The 21,905-nt window shown below is 64.3% G+C and carries 23 protein-coding genes and 1 tRNA gene; 15 read left to right on the top strand and 9 right to left on the bottom strand.

Annotated features, from left to right (window positions below):
* The first annotated feature begins 60 nt into the window (after positions 1-60).
* Positions 61-984, top strand: a complete 924-nt coding sequence (locus ACRSCF_RS05870) for a LysR substrate-binding domain-containing protein (RefSeq protein ID WP_016445660.1) — start codon at positions 61-63, stop codon at positions 982-984.
* Positions 985-1,039: 55 nt separating this feature from the next.
* Here the strand turns inward: ACRSCF_RS05870 and ACRSCF_RS05865 are convergent, their stop codons facing one another.
* Entirely contained in the window at positions 1,040-1,315 is a 276-nt protein-coding gene (locus ACRSCF_RS05865) for a hypothetical protein (protein WP_034364044.1), read from the bottom strand.
* 72 nt (positions 1,316-1,387) lie between these two features.
* Here ACRSCF_RS05865 and hemA point away from each other — a divergent pair, with 72 nt between their 5' ends.
* From hemA to ACRSCF_RS05840, 5 genes are all read left to right on the top strand, one after another.
* Entirely contained in the window at positions 1,388-2,713 is a 1,326-nt protein-coding gene (gene hemA, locus ACRSCF_RS05860; protein ID WP_017405531.1) for a glutamyl-tRNA reductase, read from the top strand.
* 125 nt (positions 2,714-2,838) lie between these two features.
* A complete protein-coding gene (gene prfA, locus ACRSCF_RS05855) occupies positions 2,839-3,921 on the top strand; it encodes a peptide chain release factor 1 (RefSeq protein WP_016445657.1) in 1,083 nt (360 codons plus the stop codon).
* Between the two features lie 10 nt (positions 3,922-3,931).
* Complete coding sequence (gene prmC, locus ACRSCF_RS05850; protein ID WP_016445656.1) at positions 3,932-4,789, top strand: peptide chain release factor N(5)-glutamine methyltransferase; 858 nt, start codon at positions 3,932-3,934, stop codon at positions 4,787-4,789.
* 116 nt (positions 4,790-4,905) lie between these two features.
* Positions 4,906-5,229, top strand: coding sequence for a Grx4 family monothiol glutaredoxin (gene grxD / locus ACRSCF_RS05845; RefSeq protein WP_012207276.1), 324 nt, complete (start codon positions 4,906-4,908; stop codon positions 5,227-5,229).
* A 212-nt stretch (positions 5,230-5,441) separates the two neighbouring features.
* The gene (locus ACRSCF_RS05840; RefSeq protein WP_016445655.1) at positions 5,442-6,815 is read left to right on the top strand and encodes a hemolysin family protein; all 1,374 of its coding nucleotides are present in this window, start codon (positions 5,442-5,444) and stop codon (positions 6,813-6,815) included.
* Positions 6,816-6,867: 52 nt separating this feature from the next.
* Here the strand turns inward: ACRSCF_RS05840 and ACRSCF_RS05835 are convergent, their stop codons facing one another.
* Both ACRSCF_RS05835 and ACRSCF_RS05830 read right to left on the bottom strand, forming a co-directional pair.
* Complete coding sequence (locus tag ACRSCF_RS05835) at positions 6,868-7,521, bottom strand: lytic transglycosylase domain-containing protein (protein ID WP_016445654.1); 654 nt, start codon at positions 7,519-7,521, stop codon at positions 6,868-6,870.
* Positions 7,518-9,263 carry a proline--tRNA ligase gene (locus tag ACRSCF_RS05830; RefSeq protein WP_034364041.1) on the bottom strand — a complete coding sequence of 582 codons (1,746 nt, stop codon included), beginning with the start codon at positions 9,261-9,263 and terminating at the stop codon, positions 7,518-7,520. The genes ACRSCF_RS05835 and ACRSCF_RS05830 overlap by 4 nt, the downstream gene beginning before the upstream one ends.
* Positions 9,264-9,356: 93 nt before the next feature.
* Between ACRSCF_RS05830 and ACRSCF_RS05825 the strand changes: the two genes are divergently transcribed.
* On the top strand, positions 9,357-10,043 hold the full coding sequence (locus ACRSCF_RS05825; RefSeq protein ID WP_016445652.1) for an RNA pyrophosphohydrolase: 687 nt from the start codon (positions 9,357-9,359) through the stop codon (positions 10,041-10,043).
* Positions 10,044-10,114: 71 nt separating this feature from the next.
* On the opposite strand, the gene proB is transcribed toward ACRSCF_RS05825, so the two are convergent.
* The 4 genes from proB to rplU all read right to left on the bottom strand — a co-directional run bounded on the left by proB (position 10,115) and on the right by rplU (position 13,196).
* Positions 10,115-11,263: a glutamate 5-kinase gene (gene proB, locus ACRSCF_RS05820; protein ID WP_016445651.1), complete on the bottom strand. Its 1,149-nt coding sequence runs from the start codon at positions 11,261-11,263 to the stop codon at positions 10,115-10,117.
* A gap of 83 nt (positions 11,264-11,346) precedes the next feature.
* Entirely contained in the window at positions 11,347-12,462 is a 1,116-nt protein-coding gene (gene cgtA, locus ACRSCF_RS05815; protein WP_016451026.1) for an Obg family GTPase CgtA, read from the bottom strand.
* Between the two features lie 149 nt (positions 12,463-12,611).
* Positions 12,612-12,869, bottom strand: a complete 258-nt coding sequence (gene rpmA / locus ACRSCF_RS05810; protein ID WP_012207283.1) for a 50S ribosomal protein L27 — start codon at positions 12,867-12,869, stop codon at positions 12,612-12,614.
* A gap of 15 nt (positions 12,870-12,884) precedes the next feature.
* On the bottom strand, positions 12,885-13,196 hold the full coding sequence (gene rplU, locus ACRSCF_RS05805) for a 50S ribosomal protein L21 (protein WP_012207284.1): 312 nt from the start codon (positions 13,194-13,196) through the stop codon (positions 12,885-12,887).
* A gap of 230 nt (positions 13,197-13,426) precedes the next feature.
* On the opposite strand from rplU, the gene ACRSCF_RS05800 reads away from it, so the two are divergent.
* From ACRSCF_RS05800 to ACRSCF_RS05765, 8 genes are all read left to right on the top strand, one after another.
* Positions 13,427-14,356: a polyprenyl synthetase family protein gene (locus ACRSCF_RS05800; protein WP_432676076.1), complete on the top strand. Its 930-nt coding sequence runs from the start codon at positions 13,427-13,429 to the stop codon at positions 14,354-14,356.
* 31 nt (positions 14,357-14,387) lie between these two features.
* Positions 14,388-14,464: transfer RNA gene (locus tag ACRSCF_RS05795), tRNA-Pro, on the top strand.
* A gap of 128 nt (positions 14,465-14,592) precedes the next feature.
* Entirely contained in the window at positions 14,593-16,335 is a 1,743-nt protein-coding gene (gene pilB, locus ACRSCF_RS05790) for a type IV-A pilus assembly ATPase PilB (RefSeq protein WP_016445611.1), read from the top strand.
* Between the two features lie 38 nt (positions 16,336-16,373).
* Positions 16,374-17,591, top strand: a complete 1,218-nt coding sequence (locus tag ACRSCF_RS05785; RefSeq protein WP_016445610.1) for a type II secretion system F family protein — start codon at positions 16,374-16,376, stop codon at positions 17,589-17,591.
* Entirely contained in the window at positions 17,591-18,484 is an 894-nt protein-coding gene (locus ACRSCF_RS05780) for a prepilin peptidase (RefSeq protein WP_016445609.1), read from the top strand. Before ACRSCF_RS05785 ends, ACRSCF_RS05780 begins: the two co-directional genes overlap by 1 nt.
* Before the next feature lie 14 nt (positions 18,485-18,498).
* Positions 18,499-19,137, top strand: a complete 639-nt coding sequence (coaE, locus tag ACRSCF_RS05775; RefSeq protein WP_250438418.1) for a dephospho-CoA kinase — start codon at positions 18,499-18,501, stop codon at positions 19,135-19,137.
* An 89-nt stretch (positions 19,138-19,226) separates the two neighbouring features.
* Positions 19,227-19,982 (top strand): cell division protein ZapD, encoded by a 756-nt coding sequence (gene zapD / locus ACRSCF_RS05770; protein ID WP_016445607.1) that lies wholly within the window; start codon positions 19,227-19,229, stop codon positions 19,980-19,982.
* Positions 19,982-20,236, top strand: coding sequence for a DNA gyrase inhibitor YacG (locus ACRSCF_RS05765; protein ID WP_016451023.1), 255 nt, complete (start codon positions 19,982-19,984; stop codon positions 20,234-20,236). Before zapD ends, ACRSCF_RS05765 begins: the two co-directional genes overlap by 1 nt.
* 10 nt (positions 20,237-20,246) lie before the next feature.
* On the opposite strand, the gene ACRSCF_RS05760 is transcribed toward ACRSCF_RS05765, so the two are convergent.
* Complete coding sequence (locus tag ACRSCF_RS05760; protein WP_016445605.1) at positions 20,247-20,753, bottom strand: (deoxy)nucleoside triphosphate pyrophosphohydrolase; 507 nt, start codon at positions 20,751-20,753, stop codon at positions 20,247-20,249.
* Positions 20,754-20,803: 50 nt separating this feature from the next.
* The gene (locus ACRSCF_RS05755; protein ID WP_046986120.1) at positions 20,804-21,760 is read right to left on the bottom strand and encodes an ATP-binding protein; all 957 of its coding nucleotides are present in this window, start codon (positions 21,758-21,760) and stop codon (positions 20,804-20,806) included.
* Positions 21,761-21,905: the final 145 nt, after the last annotated feature.

Below are 21,905 nucleotides of genomic sequence, written 5' to 3'. Positions count from 1 at the left end.
ACGCGCGAAAAGAGACAAGACGGCAAGCAACCATGACCAACCGTCATAATTGCGCCCGTCATGCGCATGCACTCCCCCTCGCTTTCCGAGCTGCACGCCTTCGCGGCGGCGGCGCGCCTGGGCAGCTACTCGCTGGCGGCCCGGGAGCTGTATGTCACCCAGGGCGGCATCAGCCGCGCCATCGCCCGGCTGGAAGAGCACTTGGGCTTTGCGCTGTTCGAGCGCCAGGGCCGGCGCAGCGTGCTGACCGAAGCCGGCCGCGAATACCTGCAGGCCGTGGAGCCCGCCGTACACGCCATCGAATCGGCATCCGCGGCCGCACGCAGGCGCCACTTCGGCCCGCAACTGCGCCTGTCGGTGGTGCCCACGCTGTTCAGCCATTGGCTGATTCCGCGCCTGCCGCACTTCAACGCCCTGCATCCGGGCATCGCCCTGTCGTTCGCGCCCTATCGGCGCGACGATCCGCTGTCGGCCGCCGAGATAGACGGCTGGCTGCGCGTGGGCAGCGAGCCCTGGCCCGCCCATGTGGTGGCCGACTATGTGGTGGGCCGCGATCTGGTGCCCATCTGCCATCCGAGAGAACTGCAGGGCCCGCGGCCCATCCGCAGCCCCCGGGACGTGCTAGCACGCCCGCTGCTGTTCCACACCAACTATCCGGGCAACTGGGCCCGCTGGATGTCCCACCTGAACCTGCCCGGACCCTGCCCCGCACCGGCAGCCGACTTCGAGCTGGTGGCCCTGCTGGTACAGGCCGTGGCCGCCGGCATGGGCGTGGCCCTGGTGCAGCGCTGCCTGGTCGAGGAAGACCTGGCCGCCGGCCGCGTGGCCCTTGCCTTGCCTGCGCCCGTCCACATCGAACGCGGCTACTTTCTGTGCCGTCCCGCCACGCGGGCACCTTCCGAAGCCTTTGCGCAGTTCCGCGAATGGCTGCTGGAGCAGGCCGCGCCGGGCGCCGTGCCTCCAGCCGCAGTCTCAGGCCCCTGATCGCCAGGAGAAACGCCCTCTTCCGTTGATCTGCATCAATCTTTGCTGTCAGCCATCAGCGCCAGCCGCGTGAAAACACCCACTGGCAAAGCGCCATCACCACGACCAGCGCAGCATAGGTGGCCATCTTTGCATCGCGCCCGAACCACCACAGCCCCGCCAGCAGCACCAGTGCACCAACAATTAAATTGATAGCAACCTGTGACCACCAGGCCATGGATTGCTGCGATTTCCCATAGATCAAAAGCGCGCACAACATCAGGGCCGGCGACAGGAAAAGTGCAGGCGCCAGGAAGTTCAGCCAATGATTCGTACTCGCAATCCATCCCATCTGCGGGCTCCGATTCCAGGGTGTTGTGATCAGGGATGCCTGAAACTGCGCGAAATTTTATAATCCCGGGTTATGGCAGTCTGGGCACTCGGCATCAACCACCACACGGCTCCGCTCGATATGCGGGGACGTTTCGCGTTCGCGCTCGACCAGATCGTGCCCACGCTGCAGGGCCTGCGCGAATCGCTGACCGGCCCCGGCCGCCAGCACAGTGCGGTAGAGACCGCCATTCTCTCCACCTGCAACCGTACCGAGATCTACTGCGCGGCCGAAATGCCGGCCATGGACCACACGCTGCACTGGCTGGCCAACAGCGGCGGCATCTCGTCCGAACTGCTGCGCTCGCACTCCTATCTGCTGGAAGACGGCCATGTGGCGCGCCATGCCTTCCGCGTGGCCAGCGGGCTCGATTCCATGGTGCTGGGCGAGGCCCAGATCCTGGGCCAGATGAAGAATGCCGTGCGCGCCGCAGAGAACGCAGGCGCCCTGGGCAGCACGCTGAACCAGCTGTTCCAGCGCAGCTTCGCGGTGGCCAAGGAAGTGCGCAGCTCCACCGAAATCGGTGCCCACAGCATCAGCATGGCCGCTGCCGCCGTGCGGCTGGCCGGCCAGCTGTTCGAAGACCTCTCCCAGATCCGCGTGCTGTTCGTGGGCGCGGGCGAGATGATCGAGCTGGTCTCCACCCATTTCGCGGCCCGCCACCCCAAGCAGATCATGATCGCCAACCGCACGCTGGAGCGCGGCGAAAAGCTGGCCGCCCAGTTTGGCGCCGGCACCATGCGGCTGGCCGACCTGCCCGAGCATCTGCATGAATACGACGCCGTGATCAGTTGCACGGCCTCCAGCCTGCCCATCATCGGCCTGGGCGCCGTCGAAAGCGCGCTCAAGAAGCGTAAGCACCGCCCCATGTTCATGGTCGATCTGGCCGTGCCGCGCGATATCGAATCCGAGGTCAAGGACCTGCGCGACGTCTACCTCTACACCGTGGACGATCTGGCCACCGTGGTGCGCACGGGCCAGGCCCAGCGCCAGGCAGCGGTCGAGCAGGCCGAAGTCATCATCGACCATGGCGTGCAGAGCTTCATGCACTGGCTGGACCAGCGCCGCCCGCAGGCCGGCGTCGTCCCGCTGATCCGCCAGCTCAACACCCAGACCGACGAATGGCGTGCGCTGGAGATTGCACGGGCCAAGAAGCTGCTGGCCAAGGGCGAGGACATAGACACCGTGCTGGAGGCCCTGTCGCGCGGCCTCACGCAGAAAATGCTGCACGGCACCCTGGCCGAGCTGCACAAGGGTGACGCCGACCAGCGCACCCAGACCATGGACACGGTCTCGCGCCTGTTCCTGCGCTCCGCGCCAGGCGGTCCGCGCGGCACGACTCCCGACAAGGCGCTCTAGCGGCGCTCGCCCCCTTCAGAGAGCCGCGCGCCCGCGGGTCTCTGGCGCCTCGGCCCACTTCCGGCCACCTCGTTCCCCCGCCGCAGCGCTGCCCCGCGCAGCCCTTCGCACCATCGCCTCACACCATGCAAGACTTTCTGCGCCAACAACTGGAGCGCTACGCCCAGCGCCTTGAAGAACTCGACTTCCTGCTCTCGCGCGAAGACATCATGGGCGACATGAAGCAGTACCGTGCCATCTCGCGCGAGCATGCCGATGTGACGGCCATTGCCGGCCGCTATGCACGCTACCGCCAGCGCGAGGCCGATCTGGCCTCTGCCAGGGACATGCTGGATGATCCCGACATGGAGGAAATGGCGCGCGAGGAAATCTCCGGCGCAGAGATCGAGCTGGTGCAGCTGGAAGATGAACTGCAGCGCCTGCTCCTGCCCAAGGACCCCGACGACGCGCGCAACGCTTACCTGGAAATCCGCGCAGGCACGGGCGGCGATGAATCTGCCCTGTTCGCAGGCGATCTGGCACGCATGTACACGCGCCACTGCGACGCCGTGGGCTGGAAGGTCGAGATCATGAGCGCCAACGAAAGCGAGCTGGGCGGCTACAAGGAAGTGGTGCTGCGCGTGGAAGGCACCGACGTCTATGGCCGCCTGCGCTTCGAATCCGGCGGCCACCGCGTGCAGCGCGTGCCTGCCACCGAGACCCAGGGCCGCATCCACACCAGTGCCTGCACCGTGGCCGTCATGCCCGAGCCCGACGAAACCCAGGCCATCACGCTCAACCCGGCCGACCTGCGCATCGACACCTTCCGTGCCAGCGGCGCCGGAGGCCAGCACATCAACAAGACCGACTCGGCCGTGCGCGTGGTCCACCTGCCCACGGGCATCGTCGCCGAGTGCCAGGACGGCCGCAGCCAGCACAGCAACAAGGCCAAGGCCCTGCAGGTGCTGCAGGCGCGCCTGCAGGAAAAGGAGCGCAGCGAGCGCGAGGCCAAGGAGGCCGCGCTGCGCAAGGGCCTGATCGGCAGCGGCGACCGCAGCGACCGCATCCGCACCTACAACTTCCCCCAGGGCCGGCTCACCGACCACCGCATCAACCTCACCATCTACAAGCTGCTGGCCGTGATGGAAGGCGACCTGGGCGACGTGCTCGACGCGCTGCAGGCCGCACGCGAGGCCGAACTGCTGGCCGAGCTGCAGGTCAACAGCTGAGGCGCGGGCCATGGCCAACCTACCCACTATCAAAGAGGCTCTGCAGCACTCCCAGGCCCAGGGGCTTGCGCGCATCGACGCGCAAATGCTGCTGCTGCATGTGCTCGGACGCCAGGCCGGCGGCCGCGCCTGGCTGCTCACCCACGACGGGGACGCGCTGACCGCGCCCCAGGCCGGCGTCTATGCCGCGCTGTGCACACGCCGACTGAGCGGGGAGCCCGTCGCCTACCTGGTGGGCCACAAGGAGTTCTACGGGCTGGATCTGGCCGTGGACGCACGCGTGCTCGACCCTCGCCCCGATACCGAAACCCTGGTGGACTGGGCGCTGGAGCTGATACCCGCCCAGGCCCCGAGCGGCCCCGCATGCCGTGTGGCGGATCTGGGCACCGGCAGCGGAGCGATTGCCCTGGCCCTGCAGAGCCAGCGCCCCGGCGCCACCGTGTGGGCCGTGGATGCCAGTGCCGACGCGCTGGCCGTGGCCAGCGCCAATGCCACGCGCCTGCAGCTGGGCGTGCGGTTTGCGCATGGCAGCTGGCTGGAGCCGCTGGCAGGCCAGGCGCCGTTCAACCTCATCGTCAGCAATCCGCCCTATATCCGCGACGACGATCCGCACTTGCTGGCGTTGGAGCATGAGCCGCTGTCGGCTCTGGCCAGCGGCGCCGATGGCCTGTCCGACATCCGCGCCATCGTCGCGCAGGCGCCTGCGCTGCTGGCCAGCGGCGGCTGGCTGCTGCTCGAGCATGGCTGGGACCAGGCCGATGCCGTGGCCACCCTGCTGCGCAGCGCCGGCTTTGAGAGCGTGCAACACCGCCACGACCTGGGCGGCATCGCCCGCTGCACGGGCGGGCAATGGACAGCGCAAGCCTGAGCTCGGGTCCGGGCGCAGCATTCCCGCATGCTTTCAAAGTCCGCGCCGAGAGTGAAATAATCCCAACCATGCCGCCGCGCCTGCGGCGCCCACCACGACCCCGGAGCACCACACAGATGAGCGACACCCAGCAACGCATCGACCAACTGGTCAAAAGCAACAACATCCTGCTGTTCATGAAGGGCAGCGCCAGCTTTCCCATGTGCGGTTTCTCGGGCCGCGCCATCCAGATTCTCAAGGCCTGCGGCGTGGAGACCAAGGACATCTCCACCGTCAACGTGCTGGAGGACCAGGAAATCCGCCAGGGCATCAAGGACTACAGCAACTGGCCCACGATCCCCCAGCTCTACGTGCAGGGCGAGTTCATCGGCGGCTCGGACATCATGATGGAGATGTACGAATCCGGCGAGTTGCAGCAGCTGCTGGCACCCAAGGCCTGAGTTCGCAGGCTTGCGACTCGCGCGCAGCAACCCGCCTGCGCCCGCTGCTGCGCAGAATCAAGCCACCCTTGGGTGGCTTTTTTTCGCCCGTGCCGGACTGCCAGCGCACTGCCCGGGCATGCCACAAGGCCAGGGGCATGTGATGTGTGGTCGAATGGACACATCTTTCACATCCGGAAAACCGCGCCTGCGCCCGCTTCTCCGCCTTGCCTATGAGTCTGTCCCAAAGTCTGCTGTTGATCGTCGCACTGATACTGACCAGTGCCTTCTTCTCCGTGGCCGAGATCTCGCTGGCCGCCTCGCGGCGCCTGCGGCTTCGGCAGATGGCGGAGGACGGGGAGCCACGCGCCGAACAGGTCATGAAGATGCAGGCCCAGCCGGGCGAGTACTTCACAGTCACGCAGATTGGGCTGAATGCCGTCGCCATCCTGGGCGGCGTGGTGGGCGAAGGGGCATTGACGCCCTATCTGGCCGAATTGCTCATGCTCTGGCTGCCCGAGAGCCGGGCACAGACCGTGGGCTTTCTGCTCTCGTTCGCCACCGTCACCTCGCTGTTCATCCTCTTTGCCGACCTGCTGCCCAAGCGCCTGAGCATGGCCGAGCCCGAAGCCCTGGCCATCCGCGTGCTGCGCCCCATGCTCTGGTGCATGGCCGTGCTCAAGCCCCTGGTCTGGTGCTTCAACCACCTGGCGGACGCCGTTGCCAAGCTCTTAGGCCTGCCCACGGTGCGCGACGACCGCATCACGCACGAAGACATCCTGGCCATGACCGAAGCTGGCGCGCGCGCCGGCGTGCTGGCCGCGAAGGAGCAGCAGGTGATCGCCAACCTGTTCGAGCTGGACTCGCGCACCATCGGCTCGGCCATGACGCAGCGCGACCGCATCGCCTACTTCCACCGTGACGACCCCGACGAACTGATCCGGGTCCGCATTGCCGAAGAACCTTTTTCCACCTACCCCGTCTGCGATGGCGACATCGACCACATCGTCGGCTATGTCGATGCCAAGGACCTGTTCCAGCGCGCGCTGAACAACCAGCCCCTGTCGCTTATGGACGACTCCCTGGTCCACAAGGTGCTGGTCGTGCCGGACCGCCTGACGCTGGCCGAGGTGCTGGAGCAGTTTCGCCAGGTGCATGAGGACTTTGCCGTCATCGTCAACGAATACAGCCTGGTGGTCGGCGTGGTCACGCTCAATGACGTGATGAGCACGGTGATGGGCGGCCTGGTCAGCCCGGGCGACGAGGAGCAGATCCTGCGCCGCGACGAGAACTCCTGGCTGATCGACGGCGTCACGCCGGTCGAGGATGTGATGCAGGCCCTGGAACTCGACGAGCTGCCCCACGCCGAGGACTACGAGACCCTGGGCGGCTTCCTCATGGTGATGCTGCGCCGCATTCCCAGGCGCACCGACACCGTGCAATGGGGCGGCTACCGTTTCGAGGTCATGGACGTGGACAGCTACCGCATCGACCAGGTGCTGGTCACGCGCATGTCCGCCAGCAGCCCGGCCGCGCCGCCCAACGCCGGCGACACGGCAGCGGCCGTGGCCAAGGTATCCAGCATGTCGTCGGAGACGTCGTCCTGACGGACAACGCAGAACAGCAGCCGCGAAGCCGCTCGGCGGCGCTGCGCGGCCCTCAAGCCGAGCGCGAGGGCTCTATCTCCCAGCGCCGCTGCGCAGCGAACACCGCATTCGGGTACTGGGGCTGTCCCCGGCTGCCGTTGTAGCGGCCCAGCGCCATGTAGGCATCGCCTTTTTCGCGGTCCAGATAGTGGCGCAGGATCACGCAGCCAAAGCGCAGATTGGTCTGCATGTGAAACAGCTTGCCGATGTCTCCATCACCGATCAGCCGCATCCAGAACGGCATGATCTGCATGTAGCCGCGTGCACCCACGCTGGAGATGGCGAACTTGCGGAACGCGCTCTCCACCTGCACCAGCCCCATCACCAGAGAGACTTCCAGGCCGGCACGCTTGGACTCGTACCAGACGGTTTGCAGGAACTCCAGCCTCGTCGCCAGCTCCGGCTTGCGCGAACGCAGGCGCTCGCTGCTGGCCGTGAGCCAGCGAAGGTAGTCCAGCCGGGCCTCGGTGGAGGCAAAGCGCAGCTCGGGCGGCGCCGATCCAGTGACGGCGGAACTCAGCGCAGTGCGCACCGAATCGGCCAGCGGCTCCTCCAGCTGGCCACCGGCCCAGGCGGGCGCGGCCAGCCCGCCGAGCAGCGGTGCCGAGCCCAGCGAAGCCGCCAGGCGCAGGCAATCGCGTCGCGTCACCACGGGCGCCTGGCTCACAGGCCCAGCCTTTGCTTGAGATGGCCCAGCACATCGGCGGCGGCCAGCTTGGTCGCTTCCGTGTCGCGGCGATGCTGGTACTCGAGCTGTCCTTCCTTGAGGCCCCGGTCGGACAGCACCACGCGGTGCGGCACGCCAATCAGCTCCCAGTCGGCAAACATGGCGCCCGGACGTTCGCCACGATCGTCCAGGATCACGTCCACACCCAGTGCCAGCAGCTCGGCATGCAGCTTCTCGGCAGCTTCCTTCACGGGTTCGCTGCGGTCCATGCCGATGGGGCAGACCACCACGGTAAAGGGCGCAATCGCGTCGGGCCAGATGATGCCGCGCTCGTCATGGTTCTGCTCGATGGCTGCAGCGGGCAGGCGCGTCACGCCAATGCCGTAGCAGCCCATTTCAAACAGCGAGGGCTTGCCATTCTCGGCCAGGAAGGTGGCGTTCATGGCCTGGGAGTACTTGGTACCCAGGTAGAACACATGGCCCACTTCGATGCCACGCTCGATGGCCAGCTCGCCCGCACCATCAGGAGACTTGTCGCCGGCCACCACGTTGCGCAGGTCGGCCACCACATCAGGCTCGGGCAGGTCGCGGCCGAAGTTCACGCCGGTGATGTGGAAGTCGGCCTCGTTCGCGCCGCAAACCCAGTCGGCCATCACGGCCACCTCGCGGTCAACGACCAGCTTCACGGGCTTCTTCAGGCCGATGGGCCCCAGATAGCCGGGCTGGCAGCCGAAGTGCTCCTCGATTTCGGCCACAGTGGCAAAGCGGAAGCCCACGTCCAGGCCCGGCACCTTGGCCACCTTGATCTCGTTCATCTCATGATCACCGCGCAGCAGCAGCAGCCAGATCTGGCTGCCTGCCACCTCGCCCTTGTCGTCGAGCTTGTCGGTGGCCAGCACCAGGGACTTCACCGTCTGCGACAGCGGCAGGCCCAGCTGGGCTGCGACAGATTCACAGGTGCTGTTGCCGGGCGTCGCCACCTTGGTCATCGCCTGGGCCGCAGCGGGACGGGGGCCCGCAGGCGCCAGGGCCTCGGCCTTTTCGATATTGGCGGCATAGTCGCTGCTTGGGCAGTAGACGATGGCGTCCTCGCCCGTGGAAGCGATGACCTGGAATTCCTCGCTCAGATCGCCGCCGATGGCACCGCTGTCTGCACGCACGGCACGGTACTGCAGGCCGAAGCGGTCGAAGATGCGCTTGTAGGCCGCGCGCATGGTCTGGTAGCTGACCTGGGCCGCATCACGGTCCTTGTCGAAGGAATAGGCGTCCTTCATGATGAACTCGCGGCCACGCATCAGGCCAAAGCGCGGGCGGCGCTCATCGCGGAACTTGGTCTGGATCTGGTAGAAATTCTTGGGCAGCTGCTTGTAGCTCTTGAGCTCCTGGCGCGCGATGTCCGTCACCACCTCTTCGCTGGTGGGCTGGATCACGAAGTCGCGGCCATGGCGGTCCTTGATGCGCAGCAGCTCGGGGCCCATCTTCTCGAAGCGGCCGGTCTCCTCCCACATCTCTGCAGGCTGGACCACGGGCATGGTCACCTCCACGGCACCGGCACGGTTCATTTCCTCGCGCACGATGGCCTCGACCTTGCGGATCACCCGCAGCCCCATGGGCATGTAGTTGTAGATGCCTGCACCCAGCTTCTTGATCAGGCCGGCCCGCGTCATGAGCTTGTGGCTGACCACTTCGGCGTCGGCCGGAGCTTCCTTGAGGGTGGAGATGAAAAATTGGGAGGCTTTCATGGATCAGGGGCTTCGCGGGAATCGGGGCAGCGTGCTTGCCGCTGGCAAGGCACCGTGCATAATGGACACAATTCAGAAAATTGGGGTTCGATTATGCTTGACCGGGACGGATTTCGCCCGAACGTCGGCATCATCCTGCTCAACCAAAAGAACCAGGTGTTCTGGGGCAAACGCATCCGCACCCACAGCTGGCAGTTTCCACAGGGCGGCATTGACCGGGGGGAGACACCCGAACAGGCCATGTTCCGGGAACTGCATGAGGAAGTGGGGTTGATGCCCAACCACGTTCGCGTGGTCGCCCGCACCCGGGACTGGTTGCGCTACGAGGTGCCAGACCGGTACATCCGCCGCGATGCGCGCGGACACTACAAAGGCCAGAAGCAGATCTGGTATTTGCTGCAGCTCATGGGTCACGACTGGGATTTGAACCTGCGTGCCACCGACCACCCCGAATTCGACGCCTGGCGCTGGAATGACTACTGGGTGCCATTGGACGTGGTGGTGGAGTTCAAGCGCGGCGTCTATGAGATGGCCCTGACCGAACTGGCCCGGTTCCTGCCGCGCGGCGAACAGCAACGCAACCGTTATCTGCGCAGCGGCATGCGCCCCAGGGAAGCCCATGAACAGGGTCCTGAGACATACACTGCGCCGGGTTTGCATCCAGCACGCTCAGGCAGCTTTCGCGTCAATCCCGGCATGGAGTTGCCGCCTGGCGCCTGTTTCGATCCTGATCCACAGTCGGGGCAGCAAGCCCTGCAACCCGATCCAGGCAAGGCCTGAAACCGGGCCAGAGCCATACGCAAAAGCGCACCCGAGGGTGCGCTTTTTCTTGGCCTTGAGGGTCTGGCGCCTCAGTGCCCCGCAATCACCATGTTGTCGCGGTGCACCATCTCCGGGCCTGCGGAATAGCCCAGCAGGCGCTCGATCTCCACCGAGCTTTTGCGACACAGCAGCCGCGCCTCGGCACTTGCATAGTTGGCCAGCCCGCGCGCCACCTCGATACCCAGGGCATCGCGCACCGCGATCACATCGCCACGGGCGAACTCGCCATCCACATTCACCATGCCGATGGGCAGCAGGCTCTTGCCTTCGTCGCGCAGCTTGGCCACGGCGCCGGCATCCACGGACACGGAGCCGCGCAGTTGCAGATGGTCTGCAATCCACTGCTTGCGCGCCTGGTTCTTGTGCGTCTGCGCCAGGAGCAGCGTGCCGATGGACTCGCCTGCCGCCAGACGCACCAGCACGTCCTGCTCACGCCCCCAGGCGATGACGGTTGAAGCACCCGAGCCCGCCGCGCGCTTGGCCGCGAGGATCTTGGTGATCATCCCACCCTTGCCAATGGACGAGCCCGCGCCTCCGGCCATCTCCTCCAGCGCCGGGTCGCCGGCATTGGCCACATCGATGAAACGCGCATCGGGATTGCTGCGCGGGTCGGCGCTGTAAAGGCCTCGCTGATCGGTCAGGATGACCAGGGCATCGGCCTCGATCAGATTGGCAACCAAAGCGCCCAAGGTATCGTTGTCACCGAACTTGATCTCGTCGTTGACCACGGTGTCGTTCTCGTTGATCACCGGCACGATGCCCAGCTCCAGCAGCGTCAGCAAGGTGTTGCGCGCGTTGAGATAGCGCTCGCGGTCCGCGAGGTCGGCATGCGTGAGCAGCACCTGCGCACTGCCCATGCCCTGTTCGCGCAACTTGGACTCGTACATCTGTATCAGGCCCATCTGCCCCACGGCCGCAGCGGCCTGCAGTTCATGAATCTCCTTGGGCCGTGCAATCCAGCCCAGACGCTTCATGCCTTCGGCCACCGCGCCGCTGGAGACCATGATCACCTCGCGCCGCCGGCCTCCATGGCTTTCATCCCCGCGCACCAGGGCCGCCAGCTGGCGGCTCCATTCCTGGATCGCGGCCTCATCAAGACCGCGACCTTCATTGGTCACCAGGCTGGAGCCGACCTTGACCACGATGCGATGGGCATCACGCAACAAGTTGGAAGACATGGATGGGTAGTGATTCTTGCAGCGCAGGCCGAGGCAGACCCCGCCGCTGTTGTGATCAAGGCAATGGGTGGGACAGGCCGCTCTTACTCGGAATCGCGGGGAGCAAAACGCGGGTCGGTGAGATCCACGCCATCACCCTCGACTTCGACGAAGCGTGGGTCGATTTCCTTGGGACCGGCCTCGATCTGCTGCTGTTCATGCACATGCTTGTAGATGGTGCGGATCAGCACTTCGCAGCCTTCGCGCGTCAGGGCGGAAATCTCGAACACCGGACCCTTCCACTTGAAGCGCTTGACGAAGTCCTTGACGCGTGCGGCGCGCTCCTCGGCCGGCACCATGTCCAGCTTGTTGAGCACCAGCCAGCGCGGCTTGTTGTACAGCTCGGCATCGTACTTCTGCAGTTCGCCCACGATGGCCTTGGCCTGGGCCACAGGATCCACGCTGTCATCGAACGGCGCCAGGTCCACAACATGCAGCAGCAATCGGGTGCGCTGCAGGTGACGCAGGAACTGGTGGCCCAGGCCGGCACCTTCCGACGCGCCTTCGATCAGCCCGGGGATATCGGCCACCACAAAGCTTTGCTCGGCGGCAACACGAACCACGCCCAGATTGGGATGCAGCGTGGTGAACGGATAGTCGGCAATCTTGGGACGCGCATTGGAGACTGCGGCGATGAAAGTGGATTTGCCCGCATTGGGCATGCCCAGCAGACCCACGTCGGCCAGAACCTTGAGTTCCAGCTTGAGGTTCTTGCGCTCACCGGGCCAGCCAGGCGTCTTTTGCCGTGGCGCGCGGTTGATGGCGCTCTTGAAGCGCAGGTTGCCGTAGCCGCCATCGCCGCCCTTGGCAATGGTCACCACCTCGCCGGGCGTCAACAGTTCGTAGAGCACCTCCCCGGTTTCGGCATCGCTGATGATGGTGCCAACCGGCATGCGCAGCGTGATGTCGTTGCCTGCGGCACCGAACATGTCCGAGCCCTTGCCGTGCTCGCCGCGCGTGGCATCGTGGCGACGCGAGAAGCGGTAGTCCACCAGGGTGTTGAGATTGACGTCGGCCACCGCGTAGACATGGCCTCCACGGCCGCCATCTCCTCCATCGGGACCACCGAATTCCTTGTATTTTTCGTGCCGGAATGACACGCAGCCATTGCCGCCATCACCGGCAGCAATGTCGATATAAGCTTCGTCGACGAACTTCATGAGGCATCCAGTTTACAAAAAGCAGTGTGCACCAGACAGCCCCAGGCCACACCTCAGAGACGGAAAAGGGGACGAGCGCACGATGCACCGCCCTCCTGAAACGACAAAGCCCCGACAGGTCGGGGCTTCGAGCGTCGAAGTGACAGAGCTTAGGCAGCCGTCACGTTGACCGTGTGCTTGGACAGTGCACCCTTGACAGCAAACGACACGTGGCCGTCCACCAGAGCGTACAGGGTGTGGTCCTTGCCCACGCCGACGTTGTCGCCGGGGTGGAACTTGGTGCCACGTTGGCGCACGATGATCGAGCCGGCGGTGATCAACTCACCACCAAAAGCCTTCACGCCGAGCATTTTGGGCTTGGAATCGCGCCCGTTTCGCGTAGAGCCGCCGCCTTTTTTCTGTGCCATGACTCAGCTCCTGGATTAAGCAGCGATCGCCACGATCTGCAGCTCGGTGAACTGCTGGCGATGGCCTTGGCGCTTCTGATAATGCTTACGACGGCGCATCTTGAAGATGTGCACTTTGTCGTGCTTGCCGTGAGCAACCACGGTTGCCTTGACAGACGCACCGGACACCAGAGGTGTGCCGACCTTGATTTCAGCGCCGTTGCCGACTGCCAGAACCTGATCGATCACAACTTCTTGGCCTACGTCCGCAGCAATCTGTTCTACCTTGATCTTTTCGCCAGCTGCAACGCGATACTGCTTGCCGCCGGTTTTTATGACTGCGTACATTTAAACCTCTTGAATTTGAGAGTTCCGCGAACGAATTTCCACGGAAGCCGGAGATTCTAGCACGCACTCACATTCCTTGCATGAAGCGCTCCCCTCCTTCGCCCAAACAACCGCCAGAGCGGGTCGCAGGCAGGGTCGCTCTTCCTATAATTGACGATCCACTTGGCGCCCGCAGTACCTTGACCACAGCTCTCTCCACCCCCAATCCGCTTGCCCTGATCACTGACGACATGCGCGAGGTGGATCATGTGATTGCCCAGCGCCTGACGACCACCGTCCCGCTGATTGCCCAGATCTCCCAGTACATCATCGCTGCAGGCGGCAAGCGCCTGCGGCCCGCCCTGCTGCTCATGGTCTGCAATGCATTGGGATACGAAGGCAAGGACAGGCATGTCCTGGCTGCCGTGGTCGAACTGATTCATACGGCCACCCTGCTGCACGACGACGTCGTGGATGAATCCACGCTGCGTCGCGGCCGCCCGACGGCCAACGAGACCTTCGGCAATCCGGCCAGCGTGCTGGTCGGCGACTTCCTGCACTCGCGCTCCTTCCAGATGATGGTGGAAGTCGGCAGCATGCGTGTGCTCAAGATCCTCTCGGACGCCACCAACGTGATCGCCGAGGGCGAGGTCCAGCAACTCATCAACACGCATGATGCCTCGCTGGATGAAGCCGGCTACCTGCACGTCATCCGCTCCAAGACCGCCCAGTTGTTCGAAGCCAGCGCCCAGCTGGGCGCCGTGCTGGCCGACGCGCCCCACGAAATCGAGCAGGCCTGCGCCAGCTATGGCCAGGCGCTGGGCACGGCCTTCCAGATCATTGACGATGTACTCGACTATGCAGGCGATGCCCAGGAAATGGGCAAGAACCTGGGCGATGACCTGCGCGAAGGCAAATGCACCCTCCCCCTGATTGCCGCCATGCAACGCGGCACGCCTGAGCAGGCCGCCATCGTGCGCGCCGCCATCGAACAGGGCTCCACCGAGCAACTGACCGCTGTAGTGGATATCGTGCGCAGCACAGGTGCGCTGGACGTGGCACGCGAGGCCGCACATGCCGAGGCACGCCGCGCCATCGACGCAATAAATGTGCTCCCAAGCAATTTGCATACGGCAAGTTTGCTACAATTGGCGTCTCAGCTTTTGGAGCGACGCACCTGATTCAGGCTGCTTGCTTTTTCTACAAAAGCAACGGGGTGTAGCTTAGCCTGGTAGAGCGCTACGTTCGGGACGTAGAGGCCGGAGGTTCGAATCCTCTCACCCCGACCATCTGGTCATTCCATCTCCATCACACCCTTGCGCCAGGTTCAAGACCCAGGCGTGTAACAGTGTGTCTGGCATTCCAAGTGCTCAGTGATGATAGGATAAATGTCCTTTCCTCTCACACGTCTTGCTACATGGCTGTTGCTGACTCCTCGCTCAAGAATGCATCCGCTGTCGCATCGCTTCCCGGCATCGGGCGGGCCCTGATTTCAGCAGGCAAGGTATCGCAACAGGCAGCGGAAGCGGCTGCCGGCAAGGCCGCCACCAATCGCACCTCGTTCATTGCAGAACTGAGCGTCGCCGGCACCCTCTCTGCCCTGGAAGTGGCGGAGACGGTTTCCACCATGTTCAGCGCGCCGCTGCTCGATCTTGATGCGGTCGACGCCATGCGCCTGCCGCAGGATCTGCTGGACTCCAAGATCATCAGCACATATCGCGTCCTGCCTCTGAGCAAGCGCGGCAACCGCCTCACGGTGGCCACCGCCGACCCGACGCAGCAGGAAGCCGCCGAGCAGATCAAGTTCACCACCCAGTTGGGCGTGGACTGGATCATCGTCGAAGCCGACAAGCTGGAGCGACTGATCGCGCAGCAGAACAAAAGCGCCAGCGAGGCCATGGACAGCTATGGCGGCAGCGGCGACTTCGAGTTCGGCGACCTCAAGCCTGATGAGGTTGCAGAGGAAAAGGACAACTCGGCCGCAGCAGACGTCGAAGATGCGCCCATCGTCAAGTTCCTGCACAAAATGCTGCTCGACGCCTTCAACATGCGCGCGTCGGACTTGCATTTCGAACCCTACGAGCACCAGTACCGCGTGCGCTTTCGCATTGACGGCGAGCTGCGTGAAATTGCATCGCCGCCCATTGCCATCAAGGAGAAGCTGGCCTCGCGCATCAAGGTGATCTCGCGCATGGACATCTCGGAAAAGCGTGTCCCGCAGGACGGGCGCATGAAGCTCAAGGTCGGCCCGGACCGCGTCATCGACTTTCGCGTCAGCACGCTGCCCACGCTTTTCGGCGAGAAGATCGTGATCCGTATCCTGGACCCGAGCTCGGCCAGGATGGGCATCGACGCCCTGGGCTATGAACCCGAGGAGAAGGCACGCCTGCTTGAAGCCATCAGCCGCCCTTACGGAATGATTCTGGTCACAGGCCCCACCGGCTCGGGCAAGACAGTGTCGCTGTACACCTGCCTGAACCTGCTGAACAAGGCCGGCGTGAACATCGCCACGGCGGAAGATCCTTCGGAAATCAACCTGCCCGGCGTCAACCAGGTCAATGTGAACGAAAAGGCCGGCCTCACCTTTGCCACTGCGCTCAAGGCTTTTCTGCGCCAGGATCCCGACATCATCATGGTCGGTGAAATCCGCGATCTGGAAACGGCCGACATCTCGATCAAGGCAGCGCAAACCGGCCACTTGGTGCTGTCCACCCTGCACACCAATGACGCACCGACCACGTTGACGCGCATGCGCAACATGGGCATTGCGCCCTTCAACATCGCATCGAGCGTGATCCTGATCACCGCCCAGCGCCTGGCCAGGCGCCTGTGCCCTCAATGCAAGGAGCCGGCTGACATTCCGCGGGAGGCCCTGATCGATGCAGGCTACGACGATGCGGACATTGACGGCAGCTGGGTCACCTACAGGCCCGTCGGCTGTCCGGCATGCAACAACGGCTACAAGGGCCGCGTAGGCATCTATCAGGTGATGCCTATCAGCGAGGAAATCCAGCGCATCATCCTGCAGGACGGCAGTGCACTGGAGATCGCCGCACAGGCCAAGCGCGAAGGCGTGCGGTCGCTGCGTGGATCGGGTTTGCACAAGGCCAGACAGGGACTGACCTCGCTCGAAGAAGTGCTGGCAGTCACCAATGAGTAAATAGCGCGGACAGCGCAGACAACAAACGAGGGAGCACGATGGCCACAGCCGCGTCCAAGGGAATCAAGGAATTTGTCTTCGAATGGGAAGGCAAGGATCGCAACGGCAAGATCATCCGAGGCGAGACCCGGGCCGGGGGCATCAACCAGGTCCAGGCCATGCTGCGCCGCCAGGGCGTGCTGCCCAGCAAGATCAAGAAGCGCCGCACACGCGGCGGCAAGAGGATCAAGCCCAAGGACATTGCGCTGTTCACCCGCCAGATGGCAACGATGATGAAGGCGGGCGTCCCGCTGCTTCAGGCCTTCGACATTGTCGGACGGGGCAACACCAACCCCAGCGTGACGCGCCTTCTGGCCGATATTCGCGCCGACGTGGAGACCGGCACCTCGCTGAACGCGGCCTATCGCAAGCACCCCATGTACTTCGATAGCCTCTACTGCAATCTGGTGGAGGCGGGCGAAGCGGCCGGTATCCTGGAAGCCCTGCTGGACCGCCTGGCCACGTACATGGAGAAGACCGAGGCCATCAAGTCCAAGATCAAATCGGCGCTGATGTACCCGATCTCGGTCATCGTCGTGGCCTTCATCGTCGTGACCATCATCATGATCTTCGTGATCCCGGCCTTCAAGGAAGTGTTCACCTCGTTCGGCGCCGACCTGCCGGCACCGACGCTGTTCGTGATGGGCATCAGCGATGTCTTTGTCCAATGGTGGTGGTTGATCTTCGGCGTGATTGGCGGCGGTCTCTACTTCTTCATGCAGGCCTGGAAGCGCAACGAGCGCATGCAGCAATTCATGGACCGTACGCTGCTGAAGGTGCCGGTCTTTGGCGTGCTGATCGAGAAATCCTGCGTCGCACGCTGGACGCGCACGCTGTCGACCATGTTTGCCGCGGGCGTCCCATTGGTCGAGGCACTGGATTCTGTCGGCGGCGCATCCGGCAATGCCGTGTATGCCAATGCCACGGAAAAGATCCAGCAGGAAGTCTCCACCGGCACCAGTCTCACCGTGGCCATGACCAATGCCAATGTCTTTCCGTCCATGGTGCTGCAGATGTGCGCCATCGGCGAGGAATCCGGCTCCATCGACCATATGCTGGGCAAGGCGGCCGATTTCTATGAAGAAGAGGTCGATGACATGGTGGCTGGCCTGTCCAGCCTGATGGAGCCCATCATCATTGTTTTCCTGGGCACCCTCATCGGCGGCATCGTGGTTTCGATGTATCTGCCCATCTTCAAGCTGGGCCAGGTGGTCTGATGGTTTTGGAACTCTGGATGCAGGCTGCATTGGGCGGCCTGCTGGGCCTGTTGGTTGGCAGCTTTCTCAACGTGGTGGTGCATAGGCTGCCCCGCATGATGGAACAGCAATGGAATGCGGAATGCGCCCAATGGGCGCAAGAGCAATCTTCATCCTCCGCCACGCCATCGCCCGCCACAGCGCCGCCGCCTGCCGAGGCGCCCCTGAGCCTGAGCCGCCCCCGCTCGCGCTGCCCGCATTGCGGCCATGCCATCCACTGGTACGAGAATATTCCCGTGCTCAGTTATCTGGCGCTGCGAGGCCGGTGCTCCGAATGCAAGGCGTCGATCAGCATCCGCTATCCGCTGGTGGAATTGGCCTGCGCCGCGCTGTTTGCCTACTGTGCGGCGCAATGGGGCATCACGCCCACAGGCGCTGCCTGGTGCCTTTTCAGTGCGGCCTTGCTGAGCCTGGCATTGATCGACTGGGACACCACACTGCTTCCCGACGACATCACCCTGCCCTTGCTGTGGGCCGGACTGCTGTCGTCGGCGCTGCACTGGACCGCCGTGCCTCTGGCCGACGCGGTATGGGGCGCTGCAGCGGGCTATCTCTCGCTGTGGCTGGTTTACTGGGCCTTCAAGCTGGCCACCGGCAAGGAAGGCATGGGCTACGGCGACTTCAAGCTGTTTGCCGCGCTGGGCGCCTGGTTCGGCTGGCAGGCACTCGTGCCCATCATCCTGATCTCGTCGGTGATTGGCGCCATCGTGGGCATCGCGTTGAAGATCAACAGCCGCCTGCGTGAGGGCGGCTATGTTCCCTTCGGCCCCTTTCTGGCGGGCGCCGGCTTTGCAGCCATGGTGTTCGGACCGCAGCAGATGCTGCAATCCCTATTGGCGGCCTTGGGCCTTTGATTCAACACTGCGGCATGGCCCCCAGCATCGCCCCGCCCTTGCTTGCACGCCCGTTTCGGCTGGGCCTGACGGGCGGCATTGGCAGCGGCAAGAGCACCGTCGCAGCGCAACTGGGCTTGCGCGGAGCGGCCGTGATCGATGCCGACCAGATCTCTCGCAGCCTCACCGCCCCCGAAGGTGCTGCTCTGCCCGAGATAGCGCGCGTCTTCGGGCCCGAACTGATTGATGCCAGCGGCGCCCTGGACCGCACGCGCATGCGCGAACTGGTCTTTCAGCAGCCCTCGGCACGACAGCAGCTGGAGGCCATCGTCCATCCCCTCGTGGCGCAGCAGACGGCCCGGCAAGTGGAGCAGGCCACAGTGGCTGGGTGCCGACTCATCGTGCATGACATTCCCTTGCTCGTGGAGTCCAGCCGCTGGCCTGCCATGCTTGATGCGGTGCTGGTCGTTGACTGCCGCACCGAAACGCAGATCGCTCGCGTGATCGCGCGCAACGGATTGCCACGCGAGGCGGTGCAGGCCATCATCTCGGCCCAGGCCACACGTGCGGCACGGCTGGCAGCCGCCGACTGGGTGCTCTACAACGACGAGGCCATGACGATAGAGGCTTTGCGCGCATGCACCGATCGAATCTCTGCATGGTTCGGGCTATGATGCACGCCATGGCTTGGCCTGTGCGTGTAATTCAGCATGTGCACGACGTAGACAGCTGATTCCTGTGCACCCCGAGGAGCCCAGCAAGCGTGATCCTGTACGAATATCCTTTCAATGAGCGCCTGAGGACCTACCTCCGGTTGGAACAGCTATATCGCCGCCTGAGCGAGTTGCTGTCGCGCGCTCATTCCATCGATCACCATTTTGCGCTGGTCACCATCTTCGAGATCATGGACGTGGCGGCACGTACCGACCTGAAGACGGACGTGCTCAAGGACCTTGAGCGCCACAAAAGCCTGCTCGACAGCCTGCGCGGCAATCCCGACATTGCCGAGCACATGCTTGACCAGGTCTCACGCCATGTGGAGCAGTGCTTTGCCCAGCTCAATGCCCAGAACGGCAAGGCCGGCCAGACCCTGACTGAAAACGAGTGGCTGATGGCCGTGCGCAGCCGCATCGGCATCCCCGGCGGCACCTGCGGCTTCGACCTTCCGGCCTATCACGCCTGGCAGTTCCATGATCCCCAGATACGCCTGCGCGATCTGGAGGACTGGGCCAGCACCCTGACCCCGCTGGGTCAGTCGCTGCAATTGCTGCTCAAGCTGCTGCGCGAAACCGGCGTGCCGCAATGGGTGGCTGCCGAAAAAGGCGTGTTCCAGCAGGCCATGCCGCCCGGCCGCAGCTTTCAGCTGCTGCGCCTGCGCATAGACCCGTCGTTGAATCTGGTTCCGGAGATCAGCGGCAACCGCCTACTGGTTTCGGTGCGCCTGCTCCGCCCCGAGAACGGCGCCAAGCCTCAACCCTGCAGCGAAGATGCCTCGTTCGAGGTCACGCTTTGCAGCTGATGGACAAGACGGCCGACATGCCCTCGAGCGCCCCCGCCCCCCAGCCCGCCAGCCTCTCTTCTGCCGGCCCCACGGTGCGCTGCCCGACCTGTGCAGGCCCCAGCCTGTTCGCACCAGCCAACCGTTTCCGCCCCTTCTGCAGCGAACGCTGCCGCCAGATCGACCTGGGCGCATGGGCCAATGAGGAATTCCGCGTGCCTGCACCGATGCCGCCCGAGGATGCGCCCTTCGGCGATCCTCGCACCGAGCCTTGATCAGGCCCGATCAGGCTTTCGGCTGGCCTGCCTCGTAGAACCCGGCATCGAAAGGCAGCCCGCGTTCCTCGCTCAGCCACTGCAGCACCGGATAGGCACCTGGCAGCACCGGATGCACCTGCAGCGGAAGTTGCTGCCAGGCCATCTGCTGGCCTTCACGCATCTCGAACTCCCCGCTCCAGCGCGTGACCTTGCACCAGTGCAGGCGCACCAGGGCATGCGGATAGTCATGCTCGGTCACCTTCCAGACTTCAGCGGCCGCGATCTCTACGCCCAGTTCCTCTTGCATCTCGCGGCGCAAGGCCTGCTCCACGGTCTCACCGGCTTCGATCTTGCCGCCCGGAAACTCCCAGTAGCCTGCATACGGCTTGCCCGGCGGACGGCTGGTGATCAGCAACGCGCCATCGGACTCGCGAAGCAGCACGCCAACGGCGACTTCGGTGTGCTTGCGCCGCACTGGCGCCTGCGACTCGGCCGCCTCAGCGCGGGCCTTGGGGGAGATTTCTTTTTCAGTCACTTGATCTTTCGCAAAAAAGTCTGCCCAGCCCAGGGCCAGGCAGCAGGTGCTCAGAGTTCAGCCTCTTCAGCCAACCCCTGGACATCGGCGATGCCGGTCTGGCGCTGACTCGGGCGCTCGGCACGGCCCGCATAGTCGCGCGCAAACTGGTGGGCCACGCGACCGCTGCGTGAACCGCGCTCCAGCGCCCAGACCAGGGCCTCCGGGCGTGCCGCCTCGATCGTGGCCTGATCCAGGCCCAGGGCCTCCAGCCACTGTGCCACCACGCGCAGGTACTCGTCCTGGCTGAACGGGTAGAAGCTCACCCACAGGCCGAAACGCTCGGACAGCGAGATCTTTTCCTCAATCACCTCGCCGGGATGCAGCTCCCCATCCTCGCCGCGCTGGTAGGTCAGATTCTCGGACTGGTACTCCGGCAGCAGGTGGCGGCGATTGCTGGTCGCATAGACCAGCACGTTCGGGCTGGCGGCGCTGACCGATCCATCCAGAATGGACTTCATGGCCTTGTAGCCAGGCTCGCCTTCCTCAAAGCTCAGATCGTCGCAATAGATGATGAACTTCTCGGGCCGGCCGGCCACCACATCGACGATGTCGGGCAGGTCGGTCAGATCGGCCTTGTCCACCTCGATCAGGCGCAGGCCCTGCGAAGCAAAAGCATGCAGGCAGGCACGGATCAGCGAGGATTTGCCCGTGCCGCGCGCGCCGGTGAGCAGCACGTTGTTGGCCGTGCGGCCGGTCACGAACTGCTCGGTGTTGCGCGCGATCTTGTCCTTTTGCACATCGATGTTCTGCAGGTCGGACAGCTGCATGGCGCCGACATGGCGCACGGGCTCCAGCAAACCGCAGCCGTTGGCGCGCTTGCGATAGCGCCAGGCGATGGAGGCACTCCAGTCGGCGGGGGATTGCAGCGGCTGGGGCAGGATGGCCTCGATGCGCTGCATCAGCTGCTCGGCGCGCTGCACGAGTTGCAGCAAGGGGGCGGCGACGGCTTCTGTGGGCAATGTCATGGATGTCTCTCGAATACGGATCTCACGGCCACCGACGCTGGATATGCCCGGGAATCGAGATGGATCTCATGCCAACGCCAGAGCTTTTGCGCGCCGGCCGCCATTGAAAGCTGGCAGCAGCCAGGCACAAGGCCTGCGGCTGCCG

The sequence above is a fragment of the Delftia sp. 11MD genome (assembly GCF_050907895.1).
GTDB classification, from domain to species: domain Bacteria; phylum Pseudomonadota; class Gammaproteobacteria; order Burkholderiales; family Burkholderiaceae_C; genus Comamonas; species Comamonas tsuruhatensis.
This window is presented reverse-complemented; position numbering and strand designations above follow the sequence as displayed.

Bases quoted from the DNA above. Each gene is read 5' to 3' on its own strand.
- ACRSCF_RS05870 (WP_016445660.1), top strand. From the start codon at position 61: ATGCGCATGCACTCCCCCTCGCTTTCCGAGCTGCACGCCTTCGCGGCG.
- ACRSCF_RS05865 (WP_034364044.1), bottom strand. From the start codon at position 1,315: ATGGGATGGATTGCGAGTACGAATCATTGGCTGAACTTCCTGGCGCCT.
- hemA (WP_017405531.1), top strand. From the start codon at position 1,388: ATGGCAGTCTGGGCACTCGGCATCAACCACCACACGGCTCCGCTCGAT.
- prfA (WP_016445657.1), top strand. From the start codon at position 2,839: ATGCAAGACTTTCTGCGCCAACAACTGGAGCGCTACGCCCAGCGCCTT.
- prmC (WP_016445656.1), top strand. From the start codon at position 3,932: ATGGCCAACCTACCCACTATCAAAGAGGCTCTGCAGCACTCCCAGGCC.
- grxD (WP_012207276.1), top strand. From the start codon at position 4,906: ATGAGCGACACCCAGCAACGCATCGACCAACTGGTCAAAAGCAACAAC.
- ACRSCF_RS05840 (WP_016445655.1), top strand. From the start codon at position 5,442: ATGAGTCTGTCCCAAAGTCTGCTGTTGATCGTCGCACTGATACTGACC.
- ACRSCF_RS05830 (WP_034364041.1), bottom strand. From the start codon at position 9,263: ATGAAAGCCTCCCAATTTTTCATCTCCACCCTCAAGGAAGCTCCGGCC.
- ACRSCF_RS05825 (WP_016445652.1), top strand. From the start codon at position 9,357: ATGCTTGACCGGGACGGATTTCGCCCGAACGTCGGCATCATCCTGCTC.
- proB (WP_016445651.1), bottom strand. From the start codon at position 11,263: ATGTCTTCCAACTTGTTGCGTGATGCCCATCGCATCGTGGTCAAGGTC.
- cgtA (WP_016451026.1), bottom strand. From the start codon at position 12,462: ATGAAGTTCGTCGACGAAGCTTATATCGACATTGCTGCCGGTGATGGC.
- rpmA (WP_012207283.1), bottom strand. From the start codon at position 12,869: ATGGCACAGAAAAAAGGCGGCGGCTCTACGCGAAACGGGCGCGATTCC.
- rplU (WP_012207284.1), bottom strand. From the start codon at position 13,196: ATGTACGCAGTCATAAAAACCGGCGGCAAGCAGTATCGCGTTGCAGCT.
- ACRSCF_RS05800 (WP_432676076.1), top strand. From the start codon at position 13,427: ATGCGCGAGGTGGATCATGTGATTGCCCAGCGCCTGACGACCACCGTC.
- pilB (WP_016445611.1), top strand. From the start codon at position 14,593: ATGGCTGTTGCTGACTCCTCGCTCAAGAATGCATCCGCTGTCGCATCG.
- ACRSCF_RS05785 (WP_016445610.1), top strand. From the start codon at position 16,374: ATGGCCACAGCCGCGTCCAAGGGAATCAAGGAATTTGTCTTCGAATGG.
- ACRSCF_RS05780 (WP_016445609.1), top strand. From the start codon at position 17,591: ATGGTTTTGGAACTCTGGATGCAGGCTGCATTGGGCGGCCTGCTGGGC.
- coaE (WP_250438418.1), top strand. From the start codon at position 18,499: ATGGCCCCCAGCATCGCCCCGCCCTTGCTTGCACGCCCGTTTCGGCTG.
- ACRSCF_RS05765 (WP_016451023.1), top strand. From the start codon at position 19,982: ATGGACAAGACGGCCGACATGCCCTCGAGCGCCCCCGCCCCCCAGCCC.
- ACRSCF_RS05755 (WP_046986120.1), bottom strand. From the start codon at position 21,760: ATGACATTGCCCACAGAAGCCGTCGCCGCCCCCTTGCTGCAACTCGTG.